At 70.1% G+C, this 14,184-nt stretch carries 16 protein-coding genes; 9 read left to right on the forward strand and 7 right to left on the reverse strand.

Features of this window, described 5'->3' with window-relative positions; translation table 11 throughout:
* Nucleotides 1-142 precede the first annotated feature (142 nt).
* A complete protein-coding gene (locus ACFWF2_RS23210) occupies nucleotides 143-1,717 on the forward strand; it encodes a succinic semialdehyde dehydrogenase (RefSeq protein ID WP_379309536.1) in 1,575 nt (524 codons plus the stop codon).
* Nucleotides 1,718-1,752: 35 nt separating this feature from the next.
* Nucleotides 1,753-2,580 carry an SDR family NAD(P)-dependent oxidoreductase gene (locus tag ACFWF2_RS23215; protein WP_379309537.1) on the forward strand — a complete coding sequence of 276 codons (828 nt, stop codon included), beginning with the start codon at nucleotides 1,753-1,755 and terminating at the stop codon, nucleotides 2,578-2,580.
* A gap of 63 nt (nucleotides 2,581-2,643) precedes the next feature.
* On the opposite strand, the gene ACFWF2_RS23220 is transcribed toward ACFWF2_RS23215, so the two are convergent.
* Both ACFWF2_RS23220 and ACFWF2_RS23225 read right to left on the reverse strand, forming a co-directional pair.
* Nucleotides 2,644-3,456, reverse strand: a complete 813-nt coding sequence (locus ACFWF2_RS23220; RefSeq protein ID WP_379309538.1) for a putative protein N(5)-glutamine methyltransferase — start codon at nucleotides 3,454-3,456, stop codon at nucleotides 2,644-2,646.
* A 33-nt stretch (nucleotides 3,457-3,489) separates the two neighbouring features.
* Nucleotides 3,490-4,362, reverse strand: coding sequence for a YdcF family protein (locus tag ACFWF2_RS23225; RefSeq protein ID WP_379309539.1), 873 nt, complete (start codon nucleotides 4,360-4,362; stop codon nucleotides 3,490-3,492).
* A gap of 170 nt (nucleotides 4,363-4,532) precedes the next feature.
* Between ACFWF2_RS23225 and ACFWF2_RS23230 the strand changes: the two genes are divergently transcribed.
* Nucleotides 4,533-5,384, forward strand: coding sequence for a bifunctional 5,10-methylenetetrahydrofolate dehydrogenase/5,10-methenyltetrahydrofolate cyclohydrolase (locus ACFWF2_RS23230; RefSeq protein ID WP_378852372.1), 852 nt, complete (start codon nucleotides 4,533-4,535; stop codon nucleotides 5,382-5,384).
* Between the two features lie 28 nt (nucleotides 5,385-5,412).
* On the opposite strand, the gene ACFWF2_RS23235 is transcribed toward ACFWF2_RS23230, so the two are convergent.
* The 3 genes from ACFWF2_RS23235 to ACFWF2_RS23245 form a co-directional block, all read right to left on the reverse strand.
* Nucleotides 5,413-6,492 carry a hypothetical protein gene (locus tag ACFWF2_RS23235; protein ID WP_379309540.1) on the reverse strand — a complete coding sequence of 360 codons (1,080 nt, stop codon included), beginning with the start codon at nucleotides 6,490-6,492 and terminating at the stop codon, nucleotides 5,413-5,415.
* A gap of 110 nt (nucleotides 6,493-6,602) precedes the next feature.
* Nucleotides 6,603-7,355 (reverse strand): L,D-transpeptidase family protein, encoded by a 753-nt coding sequence (locus ACFWF2_RS23240; protein WP_379309541.1) that lies wholly within the window; start codon nucleotides 7,353-7,355, stop codon nucleotides 6,603-6,605.
* A 159-nt stretch (nucleotides 7,356-7,514) separates the two neighbouring features.
* Nucleotides 7,515-7,952 carry a winged helix-turn-helix transcriptional regulator gene (locus ACFWF2_RS23245; RefSeq protein WP_379309542.1) on the reverse strand — a complete coding sequence of 146 codons (438 nt, stop codon included), beginning with the start codon at nucleotides 7,950-7,952 and terminating at the stop codon, nucleotides 7,515-7,517.
* A gap of 66 nt (nucleotides 7,953-8,018) precedes the next feature.
* On the opposite strand from ACFWF2_RS23245, the gene ACFWF2_RS23250 reads away from it, so the two are divergent.
* Nucleotides 8,019-8,909, forward strand: a complete 891-nt coding sequence (locus ACFWF2_RS23250; RefSeq protein WP_379309543.1) for an NADP-dependent oxidoreductase — start codon at nucleotides 8,019-8,021, stop codon at nucleotides 8,907-8,909.
* A 1-nt stretch (nucleotide 8,910) separates the two neighbouring features.
* Here ACFWF2_RS23250 and ACFWF2_RS23255 read toward each other — a convergent pair whose 3' ends face one another.
* The gene (locus tag ACFWF2_RS23255; RefSeq protein WP_379309544.1) at nucleotides 8,911-9,570 is read right to left on the reverse strand and encodes a cyclodeaminase/cyclohydrolase family protein; all 660 of its coding nucleotides are present in this window, start codon (nucleotides 9,568-9,570) and stop codon (nucleotides 8,911-8,913) included.
* A 150-nt stretch (nucleotides 9,571-9,720) separates the two neighbouring features.
* On the opposite strand from ACFWF2_RS23255, the gene ACFWF2_RS23260 reads away from it, so the two are divergent.
* Nucleotides 9,721-10,758: an LLM class F420-dependent oxidoreductase gene (locus ACFWF2_RS23260; RefSeq protein ID WP_379309546.1), complete on the forward strand. Its 1,038-nt coding sequence runs from the start codon at nucleotides 9,721-9,723 to the stop codon at nucleotides 10,756-10,758.
* A gap of 63 nt (nucleotides 10,759-10,821) precedes the next feature.
* Here the strand turns inward: ACFWF2_RS23260 and ACFWF2_RS23265 are convergent, their stop codons facing one another.
* The gene (locus ACFWF2_RS23265; RefSeq protein ID WP_189023137.1) at nucleotides 10,822-11,157 is read right to left on the reverse strand and encodes an STAS domain-containing protein; all 336 of its coding nucleotides are present in this window, start codon (nucleotides 11,155-11,157) and stop codon (nucleotides 10,822-10,824) included.
* A gap of 174 nt (nucleotides 11,158-11,331) precedes the next feature.
* Between ACFWF2_RS23265 and ACFWF2_RS23270 the strand changes: the two genes are divergently transcribed.
* From ACFWF2_RS23270 to ACFWF2_RS23285, 4 genes are read left to right on the forward strand one after another with little or no spacing between them, the layout of a single operon-like run.
* Entirely contained in the window at nucleotides 11,332-11,862 is a 531-nt protein-coding gene (locus ACFWF2_RS23270) for a pyridoxamine 5'-phosphate oxidase family protein (RefSeq protein WP_379309547.1), read from the forward strand.
* A 60-nt stretch (nucleotides 11,863-11,922) separates the two neighbouring features.
* Entirely contained in the window at nucleotides 11,923-12,402 is a 480-nt protein-coding gene (locus ACFWF2_RS23275) for a cation:proton antiporter regulatory subunit (protein WP_379309548.1), read from the forward strand.
* Nucleotides 12,403-12,462: 60 nt separating this feature from the next.
* Nucleotides 12,463-12,945 (forward strand): cation:proton antiporter regulatory subunit, encoded by a 483-nt coding sequence (locus tag ACFWF2_RS23280; protein ID WP_379089301.1) that lies wholly within the window; start codon nucleotides 12,463-12,465, stop codon nucleotides 12,943-12,945.
* A 10-nt stretch (nucleotides 12,946-12,955) separates the two neighbouring features.
* Nucleotides 12,956-14,149, forward strand: a complete 1,194-nt coding sequence (locus ACFWF2_RS23285; RefSeq protein WP_379309549.1) for a cation:proton antiporter — start codon at nucleotides 12,956-12,958, stop codon at nucleotides 14,147-14,149.
* The last annotated feature ends 35 nt before the right edge of the window (nucleotides 14,150-14,184 follow it).

A 14,184-nucleotide genomic window follows, 5' to 3' on the forward strand; every position in this document is an offset into this window, starting at 1 on the left:
CCTCCCTCACAACCGCGGGTCAACCGCCGAAAGCTTGACACGGTACCGCCATCAACCATTAATCTAACACTAGTGTTCAGGCAAATAGCCGAACCTGCGCGATCGATCCGCGCGACCCATCTGCTGAGGAGAAGGGCCGACAATGACGACAGCCCCCGAGCTGACCGCCGAACCAACCGCGCTGCCGACCGCGCTGGTCAAGCCCCTGTTCGACCGTGCGGTGGCGGGTGGCGCCGCGTCGGTGCCGGTCTTCGCCCCTGCCACCGGATACAAGATCGGCGACCTGCCGCAGTCCTCGATCGACGACATCGACCGCGCCTTCGCCGTGGCCCGCCACGCGCAGCGCGACTGGGCCAAGGTGCCGGTCAAGCAGCGCGTGGAGATCGTGCGCCGCTTCCACGACATCGTGCTCGCCGAGCAGGACACCATCCTCGACATCGTGCAGACCGAGACCGGCAAGTCGCGCCCGCACGCCTTCGACGAGGTCGCCGACGTCGCGCTGAACTCGCGCTACTACGCCGCCGTCGCGCCCAAGCTGCTCGCCGACCGCAAGCCGCGCGGCGTGCTGCCGGTGCTCACCTCGGTCGACGTGCGCCACCGCCCCAAGGGCGTCGTCGCGGTCATCTCGCCGTGGAACTACCCGCTCGCGCTGTCGGCTTCCGACGCGCTGCCCGCTCTGGTCGCGGGCAATGCCGTCATCGCCCGCCCCGACAACCAGACCGCGCTGTCGGCGCTGTGGGCCATCGACGCCGCCGAGCGCGCCGGTCTGCCGCGCGGCCTGTGGCAGGCCGTGCTCGGCCGCGGCCGCGAGATCGGCGGCGACGTGATCGCGCGCGCCGACTACGTCGACTACACCGGCTCCAGCGCCACCGGCCGCACCATCGCCCAGCAGGCCGGTGAGCGCCTGATCGGCTACTCGCTCGAGCTCGGCGGCAAGAACCCGCTGCTCGTGCTCGCCGACGCCGATGTCTCCAAGGCGGCCAAGCTCGCCGTGCGCGCCTGCTATTCCTCGGCGGGTCAGCTGTGTGAGTCGATGGAGCGCATCTACGTCGACGCCTCGGTCTACGACCAGTTCGTCGCCGAGTTCGTCGGCAATGTCAAGAACATGACCCTCGGCGGCGAGCTCGACTACAGCAAGGACATGGGCTCGCTGACCTTTCAGCGCCAGCTCGACACCGTCACCGCGCACGTCGACGACGCTGTCGCCAAGGGCGCGAAGGTGCTCGCCGGTGGCCGTGCCCGTCCCGACCTGGGCCCGTACTTCTACGAGCCCACCGTGCTCGCCGACGTGGCGCCCGGCATGACGGTCTACCGCGAGGAGACCTTCGGCCCGGTCGTCTCGGTGTACAAGGTCGACTCCGACGAGGCCGCCATCGAGGCGGCCAACGACACTGCCTACGGCCTCAACGCCAGCGTGTGGAGCAAGGACGCCGAGCGTGGCAAGGCGGTGGCCGCGCGGATCAACGCCGGCTCGGTGAACGTCAACGAGGGCTTCAGCGCCGCCTGGGGCAGCGTCGACGCGCCGTCGGGTGGCCTCGGCATCTCCGGCCAGGGGCGTCGCCACGGTCCCGAGGGGCTGCTGAAGTACATCGACACCCAGACCATCGCGGTCCAGCGGGTGCTGCCGATCGCGCCGCTGCCCGGCATGTCCGAGCAGATGTGGGCCAAGACGATGACGCTGGTCTTCGGCGTCATGAAGACGCTACGCCAGAAGTAGCGGCAAGCAGGAAACGAAGCAGGGGTAGGCATTACATGAAACTGGAGACGGTCGCGGGCAAGCGGGTGCTGGTCACCGGCGCCGCCATGGGCCTTGGCAAGTTGTTCGCCGAGACGGCGGTCCGTGAGGGCGCCGACGCGGTGGTGCTGTGGGACGTCAACGAGATCGCCCTGCGCGAGACCGCGGCGCAGCTGACCGCCCAGGGCGGCAAGGTGCACTCCTACATCGTCGACGTGTCCTCGCAGGACTCGATCCGCGAGGCCGCCGACGCGGTGCGCAACGAGATCGGCGGGATCGACATCCTGGTCAACAACGCCGGAATCGTGCGCGGTAACACCTACTTCTGGGAAACCGAGAACCGCGGCGACATCGACATGACCATGGCGATCAACTCGCTGGCCCCGATGTACATCGCCCTGGAGTTCCTGCCGGGCATGGTCGCCGGTGCCGGTCAGGCGCGTGTCCTCAACATCGCGTCCTCGGCCGGTCTGGTCGCCAACCCGCGCATGGCCGTCTACGCGGCGTCGAAGTGGGCGGCGCTGGGCTGGTCGGACTCGGTGCGCCTGGAGCTCGAGCAGGCGGGCCACGACCACGTCAAGTTCACCACGGTCTGCCCGACCTACATCAACACCGGCATGTTCGACGGCGCCAAGGGCATCCTGTTCACGCCGATGCTCGAGCAGAACGAGGTCGTCGAGACGTCGTGGCGGGAGATGAAGAACGGCGGCGCCCTGGTGGTGCTGCCGTGGACCTCGCGGATGAACCGCGCGCTCACGGGTCTGCTGCCGATCAAGGTGCGCGACTTCTACCTCAACGCGGTGGGCGTGTACCACTCGATGGATCAGTTCACCGGGCGCAAGTAGGCGCCGGAGGGGATGCCCCCGCCGACCGGCCGTGGATGCGGTGGTCGGCGGGGGCATCGTCGTTCAGCTACCCGGGTGGCGGGTCCCGAGGACGACGGTGGCGTAGTACTCCTCGGAGTGCTCGACCCGCGGCACGAGACCGTGCTCCGCGAGCACCGCACACGCCGTGTCGACCTGTCCCGTCGAGGTTTCCACGAGCACCGTCCCGCCCGGCGCCAGCCAGCTCGCCGCGCCATCGGCGACCCGCCGGAACACATCGAGCCCGTCCGCACCGCCGTCGAGCGCCACGAGCGGTTCGTGCTCGCGCGCCTCCGGCGGCATGTCCGCGACCCGCTCGCTCGGCACATACGGCGTATTCGCCAGCAGCACATCGATGCGCCCCCGCAGATCGCCGGGCAGCGCGTCGAACAGATCACCGCCGAACACCGGCGCGCTCAACGGCGCCAGGTTCTCCCGCGCACAGGCGACGGCCACCGGATCGATATCGGCGGCGACGAGTTCGACAGCGCACCCGCGGGCGGTGAGTTCGGTCGCCGCGGTCAACCCGAGCGCCCCACAGCCACAACACAGATCGACCACGCACGCCTGGGCCGTCCCCGGCGCGACACCGGCTACCGCCTGCTCGACCAGGAACGCGGTGCGCTGCCGCGGCACGAAGACACCGGGCCGCACGCCGACCCGCACCCCGCGGAATTCGACCCAGCCGAGCAGATATTCGAGCGGCGTCCCCGCGACCCGCTGCGCGACGAGCGCGTCGAGGCGGGCCGAGTCACCCGCGGCGGCCTCGAGCAACAGGGCGGCCTCGTCTTCGGCGAAGACACAGCCTGCGGCACGCAGCGCGAGGATCACGTCGGCGGGGGCGGCGGGAACATGCATGCAGCGATTGTCCCCGACCGGACAACCGATTTATCAGCGCGAGCTGTCGAGCTCGAACGTGCGGGTGGCGTCCAGGTAGATCCCGCGCTGCGCGGCCTTGGCAGGCGGCGGCAGCTGCGAGACCAGCTGTTCGAGTGAGGTCATCGCCCCGACGACGTTGGTTCCGGCGACGAGAAAGTCGGCGACCGCGCGCCGGATGTGGTTCGGCGAGGTCACCACCACGGCACTGGTCGCACCGAGATCACGCAGCATGCGGGTGCTGAACAGCGCGTTCTGCACCGTCGACCCGGCCCGGTCCTCCACGTGGATCCGCTCACCCGGCAGGCCGCGCCCGACCAGCCAGCGCCGCATCGCCTCCGCCTCGGAGATCCCGTTCTGCGGATTGCCACCGGTGACGATCACCGGCGAGAACGGCGCGGCGACGGCTTGCAGCCAGGCCGCGGTGAGCCGGTTCTCCAGCTCCGGCCGCAGCGCGCCGTCGGGCAGCAGCCCGTAGCCGAGGACCACGATCCCGGTCTGCGGACCGATCAGCGCGGGCAGCGGATTGGGTAGCGTCGACGCCGCCGCGGTGACCGCGCGCAGCACATTGGACGTGCCGGCGGCCATGCCGGCGTCGACGGCGCCGAGCCGCGCCATCGCCTCGCCGACCGCGGCGTGGTCACCCGCGTAGTGCGACCAGATGGCCTGCAGCGCGAGGGCGTCGGCGTCGTTCGGATCGGCGGCGATGAGGGTGCGCAGGTCGGCGCGGCCCGCGGCATCGTCACCGTCGGTGAAATGCCGCTGCGCGGAGTTGTAGAGCGCGGTCACGTCCGCTTCGGCGGTGGCGGGGCCGATGGTGGCGCTCGTGACCGCGGCGACCGCGGCGACGGCGGCAGCCACCTGTTTCCAATGCCTCGAGATCTTCACGACAGTCGACACCCTTCCCGCGAACGGTTCGGCACGTGCTGGCAGAGCTGATGGCAGAGCTGCCGACACCCTACGACCGCGTGCGGCGGGCGCCCCGGATCCCGACGAGGTTCCGCGCGTCGCCGCCCGGTGGACCGCGCAGGGGGTAACGACGGATAAGCTGACCCACCGTGGATACCGCTTCGCTGACCGGCAAGGAACTCGCCGCCGCCATCAACGCCGACACGAAGGAGCGCGCCGCCGCGCTCACCGCCGCGGGCACCGCGCCGACGCTGGCGCTGATCGTGGCCAACGACGACCCGGCCAGCGCCTGGTACGTGAACTCGCTGCGCAAAGCCGCCGAGCGCCTCGGGATCGCGTGCGAGCGTATCGATCTCGGCGCCGACGCGAGCGCGGAGACGATCCGCGCCGAGCTGACCGCGCGCAGCGCCGACCCGGCCACCGACGCGATCATGCTGCAGACCCCGCTGCCCGCCGGCGTCAGCCTCGACGACGTGAGCTCGGCGATCGCCGCGAGCAAGGACGTCGACGGCGTCAGCCCGCTGTCCCTCGGCCTGCTCGCCTCCGGCCTGGACGGTTTCGTCCCCGCCACCTCCGAGGCCGTGGTCGAGCTGCTGAAGCATCACGGCATCGCGCTGCAGGGCCGCCTGGTGACCGTCGTCGGCCGCTCCAACATCGTCGGCAAGCCGCTCGCGCAGCTGCTGCTCGCCGAGAACGCCACCGTCACCGTCGCGCACTCGCGCACCGCCGACCTGGCCGCGGTCACCACCCCCGCCGACATCGTGGTCGCCGCCGCGGGCCGGATCGGGCTGGTCACCGGCAAGCACATCGGTGACGGCGCCGTGGTGATCGACGTGGGCACCAACGAGGCCGCCGACGGTGGCATCGTGGGCGACGTGGACGCGGCCACGGTCGACGGCAAGGCGGCCGCGCTGAGCCCCGTTCCCGGCGGCGTCGGCCCGGTGACCACCGCGCTGCTGATGCGCCACGTGGTCGTCGCGGCCGAGAAGGCCCGCGCCTGAGCGGGTTTCGAGCCGACCTCGATCGGGTCTAGCGCACCGGCCCGATCGAGGTGATCAACGTCTTCCCGCCGACCTTGGCGGTGCCGACCAGCTGCGGGTTGTAGATGATCGGCGCCGAGTCGGGCCGGAACTCGGTGATCACCACGAAGTACTGTCCGGCGAACGCCGCGGGCGTGATCGACAGGCAGTGGGTGGTGCCCACCGGGATCGTGTCGATGCCTGCCTGGATATCCGCGCCGGAAGGCAGTGCCGCATCGCCGGATACCAGCGTCCGGGCCTGATCGCCGGAGCGCGCAACGTAATACGCGTGCTGGAACGCCAGGATGGCCGCGACGCCGTTCTCGGTGCCGCCGGCACCGTTGCCCTGGATCTTGCTGCCGACCTGTTCGGCGGGGCAGTCGCCGGCGACCGGAACCGTGCTCGCGGGCGCGGGCTCCAGCACGGTGCTCGCGGCCGCGGATTCCGGTGCGGGACCGCGCAATTGGTAGTAGCCGCCGCCGATCAGCAGCGCGCCCGCCATCGAGGCGGCCAGCGGCGCCGCCCAGCGCGGCGGGCGCCGGCGTCGCCGCGACCGGTCGATCATCCGCGCGAAGACCTCGTCGTCACCGGAGTAGTCGGGCGTGGGGCGCGGTGCCGGTTCCTGCTCGGCCGTGACCCAGTCCGCCCATGTGCCTTCGGGCGCGGGGGCGATGATCGGCAGTCTGTCGGTGTTCGGCCCGTTGTCGGGTTCGGGGCTCGCCATCGGCGGGTCCGGAAGTGCGTGGCGCGCACCGGGATCGAACGGGCCGCCGACGATGGGCAGCCGATCGGTGGCGTAGCTGTCCGCCGGGGCGAGACTGTGCAGGGGATCGGGCTGCCCGATCCGCTCGGGCGCGCGCGCCGCGGACAGGGAGATCACCGGAATACCCGCCGGGGTCGCAGGCCCATCGATCCGGTGCCGCGGGCCGGTAACCGGCTGCGGACCAGTCGTTTCGGTCAGCCTGCGCGGCCGCGGCGCACCCAGCTCACGACCGGGCCGCCACGGCGTGGCAGCAGTGAACGGATCACCGGCCGAACCGGGGTCGTGCTGTCGAGCCCCGGTCGGTCTGTGTGCATCCGGTCGATCCATCGCCCCACCTTCATCAGGGGAGTCGCCGTCAGGTTCCGTCCCGCAACGATTTCGTTACGGGCACGATACTGCGCTGACGGTGGGAACGCCGAATGCCACGAGGGAATTACTCACCAGTGAATGTAGACCGGGTCACCGATGCCGACATTTTCGTAGTACCAGGCCGCGTCGCCGGGGGCGAGATTGATGCAGCCGTGGCTCACGTTGGCGTAGCCCTGCGAGTCCACCGACCACGGTGCGGAGTGCACGAATACGCCACCCCAGGTGAGCCTTTCGGCCCATTCACCGTCGATGATGTAGCCTTCGGGATCGTCGAGCGGGATGCCGATGGTGCGCGAGTCGAAGACCACGGAACGGAACTTCTCCAGCACCGTGAAATTGCCCGTCGGCGTTTCGAAACCGGGCTTGCCCATGGACGCGGGCATGTCGCGCACGACCTGTCCGCCCATGCTGACGATGAACCGGTGCGTCGACAGGTTCCCTTCGGCGTAGACGCCCTGGTTGGTCTGGAATTCGGTGCGCTGGTTGCCGAATTGCACCGAGATCGGTGAGCTCGCCGGCAGCGTGCCGGTGGGGGTCCAGCGCAACCGGGTGTCGTCGACCCAGGCGAAGGTGCCGGGCAGCGCGTCGGTGGACCGGATCGCGACGGCGCGTTCGGCGCCGGCGCGGTCGGCGACCGGCGCCGCGAAGGAGAACGTGACGGGCGCGGCGACGCCGACGACCTGTCCGTTCGCCGGTGATATCGCGGTGACCGTAGCGGTCGGAGTTCCGTCGATCAGAGCCGCCGATGCGGATCCGGACCAGAATGCGGCCAGCAATGCCGCCATGGCCGCGACGAACAGGAAACGAAGTGCGTTCCTCATAAACGCCACCCCTTCAGTCACTCGTAGGCGGATTCCAAGTCTAAGCCGCCATGATCAACTAGACCTATCGAAGTGGTAACGGCCGACAGGCCTGCGGAGTGTCGCCTTGTGTTCGCACAGGTGAGGGCCCCGAGAAATCGATCCCACATCGATACCGGTTCAGCGGACAGAGCCGGGGCGCGGCAGCGGTGCGGGCTCGATCCCCTGGGCGGCGTCGAATTCGGCTCTGGCGGCGGTGATCTCGTGATGGTGGTCCACCACCCAGGCGCCCATGGCGTGGCTGATCCGGCCCAGGTCGGCCCCGAGTGCGGTGATCGCGTACTCGACCCGGGGCGGGACCGTCGGATAGACCGTGCGCCGGACGAGACCGTCGCGTTCCAGGTCGCGCAGGGTTTTGGTGAGCATCTTCTGGGTGATGCCGTCGAGGCGCCTGCGCAGCTCGTTGAACCGCACCGGGCCATCCGCCGCGCGCAGGGCGCCCAGCACCAGCAACACCCATTTGTCGGCCAGCACGGACAGCAGTTGCCGTGCTGGGCAGTCCCGCAGGAACGCCTCGACCGAGTTCGCGCGAGCACCGGCGGCCCGGGTGGTATCCATGGGGTACCACGGTATCCGAAAGGTGCCTACTACCGCAGAGATACCACTCGGCGCAGACTTGCCCGCATGTGGCAGATGACGCAGCGCAGTTTCGGTGGACCGGACGTGTTCGAGCGGGTGGAGGTGCCGCGGCCCGGGCCGGGGCCGGGGGAAGTCCTGGTCCGGGTGGTGGCCACGAGCGTGAACGCCGCGGACTGGAAGCTGCGCGGCGGCCTGATCCGCAAACTCGGGGAGCCGCCGCTGGTACTCGGTCTCGACGTCTCCGGTGTCGTCGTCGAGCGTGGCGACGACGCGACGCGATTCGCGCCGGGGGACACGGTGTTCGGCATGGTGTTCGGCGGGGCGAACGCCGAATACGTGGTGGCGCACCAGGATCGGCTGGCGGCGGTGCCGTCCTCGCTCGATCCGGTACGCGCGGCGGCCCTGCCGGTCGCCGGGCTCACCGCCTGGCAGTCGCTGGCCTCGGTGCGCCGAGGGGAGCGGGTCCTGGTGCACGCGGCCGCCGGTGGCGTCGGGCACCTGGCCGTCCAGCTCGCCGCGCGCCGCGGTGCGGAGGTCGCGGGCACCGCACGGGCCGCCAATCACGAGTACCTGCGCGAACTCGGCGTCGGCGAGCCGATCGATTACCGCACCACGGATTTCACCACCGCTGTGCGGGAGGTCGATCTGGTGCTCGACCTGGTCGGGGGCGACAACACCGACCGGTCACTGCGCGTGCTCAGCGCCACCGGCCGGGTGATCGCGGCGGAAGGCCCGGAGACGCACCCGGATTCGCGGGTCAGCCGGTTCTATGTCGACCCGACGACCGCGGCGCTGACCGAGCTGGCCGCCGCTGTCGACCGGGCCGACCTCGACCTGCGCGTCGCGACGATCCTGCCGCTCACCGAACTCGCCGCCGCGCATCGGCTCGGCGAGTCCGGTGGGGTCCGCGGCAAGATCGTGCTCACCGCGGCCTGAATCAGCCGCGCACGGCGTGCAGCACGTCGGCGTGCAGGGCGTCGGCGCGCGCGGCGATCGTGTCGACGCGCAGCAGCGCCGCGGCGAAGCCGTCACCCAGCGCGGCGGGCAGCGAACCGACGTTGATCTCGATGTTGAGTTGCGAGCTCATCGCCGCGGCGCGGGCGGCGTCGGCGGCCGCGCCGATGTCGGTGACCACGTTGGGGTTACCGATCGGCAGGAGTTCGGCGGCCAGCGACAGGATCTCGTCGGCCTCGTCGACCACCGCGGCGGGCACCCGCGCGGCCTCGACGAGTGCGGCGTTGATCGCCTCGGTACGGGCGGCGATCTCGTCGTCGGTGTCCTTGGGCAGCTTGTAGGCGGCACCGACGGCGGTGAACGCGGCGGCGTCGGCATCGGCCAGCGCCAGCGACCGCGCCTGGGCGCCGTCGGCGGCCTCGATGATCCGGTCGACGATCGGCCGGTGCACGGCATCCTTGGCGCGGGTGGTGTAGCGCGCGACCATCGCGACCAGCGCCGCGGCCTGGGCCGCGTGCAGGGCGGCCACAGCCCCGCCACCCGGTGCGGGCACCTTGGCGCCCAGCTCCGACAGATAGTGCTCCAGGGTCACCGACCCGAACGAGGGGGCGATCTGCTGCGGCGAGGCGGTGGGCTGCGACACGACGTGGTGACCTTTCGATGCGGCGAGAACTGCGGTGGTACTCGCCTTTAACGCTACCGCGTGCCGACCGGAACACCCCGCCCGACCAGCACCTGCGCCCACAGACCGACCGGTCGGGGTGGCTGCGCGCGCCGGGGCTATGTTGGGTGCATGCGGATCGGATTGAGCATCAACTACTCGGGCGGGTTCAAGGAGGTCGCGGCCGAGGTCGCCGACCTGGAACGCGCAGGCCTCGACATCGTCTTCGTGCCGGAGGCGTACTCGTTCGACGCGGTCAGCGCCCTGGGCTTCCTGGCCGCCCGCACCGAACGAGTGCAGTTGGCCTCGGGCATTCTGCAGCTCTACACCCGTACCCCCAGCCTCACCGCGATGACCGCGGCGGGCCTGGACTTCGTCTCCGACGGCCGCTTCATCCTCGGCATCGGCGCGTCCGGCCCGCAGGTCATCGAGGGCTTCCACGGCGTGCCCTACGACGCCCCGATCGGCCGCACCCGCGAGCTCGTCGAGATCTGCCGGAAGGTCTGGCGGCGCGAGAAGCTCAACTACCAGGGCAAGTACTACCAGATCCCGCTGCCCGCCGACCGCGGCACCGGGCTGGGTAAAGAGCTCAAGCTGATCAATCACCCCGTGCGCGAACGCATTCCGGTGCTGCTCGCCGCGCTCGGCCCGAAGAACGTCGAGCTGGCCGCCGAACTCGCCGAGGGCTGGCAGCCGATCTTCTTCCTGCCCGAGAAGGCCAAGGACGTCTGGGGCGACGCGCTGGCGGCGGGCAAGGCCAAGCGCGACCCGTCGCTGGGGCAGCTCGAGATCTTCGCGGGCCCGCCGCTGGCGATCGGCGAGAACGTCACCCCGCTGCTGGACTTCGTGAAGCCGCACCTGGCGCTCTACATCGGCGGCATGGGCGCCAAGGGCAAGAACTTCTATCACACGCTGGCCACCAAGTACGGCTACGGCGCGGCCGCCGACCGTATCCAGGAGCTGTACCTGGCCGGTGACAAGCAGGCCGCCGCGCAGGCCGTGCCCGACGAGCTGGTCCGCGACGTGTCGCTGATCGGTCCGGAGGGCTTCGTCAAGGATCGCATCGCGGCCATGGCCGAGGCGGGCGTCACCACGCTGAACGTCACGCCGCTTGCCGAGAACGCCGCGGGCCGGATCAAGCTGATCGAGCAGCTGCGCGCGCTCTGCTGACCCGCCAACGACAACGCGCCGCCGCTGGGAGAACTCTCCGGGCGGCGGCGCGTTTTTCTGGGGTCAGGACGTGAACGACGCCAAGGCTGCGGCCAGCGTGGTGTGCATGGCGAACACCTGGTCCAGGCTCGTCATCTTCAGCTGACGGCTGGTGGCGGGCCCGTCGGCGACGATCGCGATCGCCGTGGTCTGGCCTGCCCGCTGATGCGCGGCGACCAGGGTCGCCATGCCCGCCGAGGCCAGGAACCCGACCGCGGTCAGGTCGATCACCAGCGTTGCCGGTTTGTCGGCCAGGATGGCCTCGATCGTGGCGTCGAGCGCGGGCGCGGTCGCCAGGTCGACCTCGCCGGTCACCGTCAGCACCGTGACGCCGTCGTGTACCGCCGTCGTGGTGGTCATCGTGTCCGTGAGTGGATACGCGTCTCCGGATGAGTTGGTCACGACTCAACAACACACAACTTCGCCCGAATACGCAAGCCGTTGCCGGTGCCGAACCGGTCGCACCTATACTGGAAAACCTGTGTGAGTCCTCCGTTGACCCGCCGGGCCAGCGCCTTTGTCAAGGGAGTGCCGATGCTGCCCGATCCCGTCGACGCCACCGACCTCAACATCTACGGCACCGACAAGCTGCCGTGGAGCCGGGCGCGCGCCGCCATCGAGAACGGCATCGCCGCCCTGGAGACCGCCCAGTTCCTCGGCACGGTCGGTCCCAACGGCCGGCCCCACTCGGCAGGCATCGGCGCGACCCTCGTCGGCGCGCATTTCTACTTCACCAGCGGCCCGGACACCCACAAGTCCCGGTATCTGGCCGCGAACCCGGCGTGCACCCTGTCGTTCCGTTTCCCCGACGACGTCGACCTGGTCTTCGAAGGCACAGCGGTCCGCACCACCGACCATGCCGAGATCGACCTGGTCACCGCCGACTACCGAGCCACCGGCTGGCCCGCCGAACGGGCGGGCGACGCCGTCACCGCCCCTTTCAGCGCCCAGAGCGCGGGCCCGGCGCCCTGGTACCTCTACCGCTTCACCGTCCACGCCGCGGTCGGTGTCGCCCTGACCGATCCCCACGGCGCCACCCGCTGGCGATTCGCGCAGCGATCCTGAGCTGTACTCACCACGGGGGCAACGGCTGGTGTTATTCCGAAGTCGTCGTACTGTGAGGGCGTGAACATCGATGTGACGCCTTTACCGGGGATCGGCGTGTGCAAGGACTTCCCGCTGGCGCAGGCGCGTCGCCGGATCGGCGTGATCGAACACCGTGACGGCACCGTCGATCTGGTCGTCTCGCGGGCGGGGGACTATGACACGACCACGTCGATTCCCTTGTCGAGCAACGAGATCGGCGTGCTGGCCGGTCTGCTCGGTGCGCCGCAGGTGGTGCAGAAGACCGCGGCCGTCCATGGCGTCGGGGAACTGTCGACCAGGCAGTTCGCGATCGATCGCGGCAGCCCGTTCGACGGTCGGCCGTTGCGCGACACCGCGATGCGCACCCGCACCAAGGCCTCGGTCGTCGCGGTGGTCCGCGCGGGGGATGTGACCCCTTCGCCGGGAACGGATTTCACCTTCATCGCCGGTGATCTCGTCGTCGTTGTCGGCACCGACGAGGGGCTGGAGGCCGCCGGAAGGTTGCTCGACCAGGGCTGAGCGGCCGTGCGAATGGTAAAGAGAAGGTAAGGTATCGCCTAGCTGAGGTTAGGTGATCCAATGAATGTAGATGTGACTTCCCTGCCGGGAATCGGTGTCCGGAAAGAGTTTTCGCTGACGAAGGTGGACCGCCGCATCGGCGTCGTCGACCATCGCGACGGTGGCACCGATCTGATCTTCACCAAGGTCGGCGACCCGGATGCCACCGTGCAGATTCCGCTGTCGAGTACCGAGGCCCGCACTCTGGCCGGTTTGCTCGGCGCGCCCCAGCTGGTCGCGCAGCTGCGCGAAGAGCACCGTGACCTCGACGGGGTGAGCACGCGGTCGATGCCGGTGCCGTCGAACTCGGCCTACGCCGGGCGGCGCCTCGGCGAGACCGAGATGCGGACGAGGACCCGCGCGTCGATCGTGGCGGTGCTGCGCGCGGGGCAGGTCCATGCCTCACCGGGACCGGAGTTCGAGTTCCTCGGCGGTGACATGGTCGTCGTAGTCGGCACGCACGCCGGACTCGACGCTGCCGCCGCGATCCTCACCGACGGCTGAGCCGGTGCAGATCAGTGGATCCGCGCTGGCTTTGATCCAGCTCGGGGCGGTGTTCTTCGGTTTGGGTGTGCTCGGGCGAATCGCGGCCCGCGTCGGCCTCTCGCCCATCCCGCTCTATCTGCTCGGGGGTTTGGTCTTCGGGACCGGCGGCCTGATCGAGTTGCACGAGGTGGAGGATTTCATCCACATCGCCAGCGAGATCGGCGTCGTCCTGCTGCTGCTGTTGCTCGGCTTGGAGTACACGGCGGGGGAACTGGTCACCGGCATGCGCAAGTCGTGGACGGCGGGCCTGCTCGACCTGGTGCTCAACGCGACACCGGGCGTCATCGTGGCGCTGATGCTGGGGCTGGGGCCGACCGGCGCGATCGCGATGGCGGGCGTCACCTACATCTCCTCCTCCGGCATCGTGGCGAAGGTGCTCAACGACCTGGGCAGGCTGGGTAACCGGGAAACCCCGGTGGTCCTGTCGATCCTGGTGTTCGAGGACCTGGCGATGGCGGTCTATCTGCCGGTGCTCACCGCCGTGCTGGCCGGTGTCGGCTTCGTGGCCGGGTTGACCACCGTCGGCATCGCGCTGGTCGCGGTGACCGTGGTCCTCGTCGTCGCGCTGAGATACGGCAAGTACGTCTCGGCGATCGTGGCCAGCGAGGATCGGGAGATCTTCCTGCTCAAGCTGCTCGGTTCGGCGCTGCTGGTGGCCGGTGTCGCCTCGGCGGTGCAGGTGTCGGCGGCGGTGGGCGCGTTCCTGCTCGGTATCGCGATCTCCGATTCCACCGCGCACGACGCCACCAAGATCCTCGAACCGCTGCGCGACCTGTTCGCGGCGATGTTCTTCGTCCTGTTCGGGCTGAGCACCGATCCGGCGACGATTCCGCCGGTCCTGGGCTGGGCGGTGCTGCTGGCCGTGGTCACCACCACGACCAAGGTCGCCACCGGCTGGTGGGCGGCCAAACGCGCGGGCGCGTCCCAGCTCGGCCGGGCCAGAGCGGGCACGGCGCTGGTCGCCCGCGGCGAGTTCTCGATCGTCATCGCCGGCCTGGCCGTGGCCGCCGGTGCGGTGCCCGACGGGTTCGCCGCGCTGGCGACCACGTATGTGCTGCTGATGGCGATCATCGGCCCGATCGCGGCGCGTGTCGTCGAACCGGTCATGCGGGCCACGGTCGGCCGCAAGCAGCGCGTCGCGGTGGACTCGACCGCGGAGTGAGCCGCGTCCTCGGCCCCCGCAGCCTGCCGGCGCGG

The sequence above is a fragment of the Nocardia sp. NPDC060259 genome (assembly GCF_042728775.1).
Classification (GTDB): domain Bacteria; phylum Actinomycetota; class Actinomycetes; order Mycobacteriales; family Mycobacteriaceae; genus Nocardia.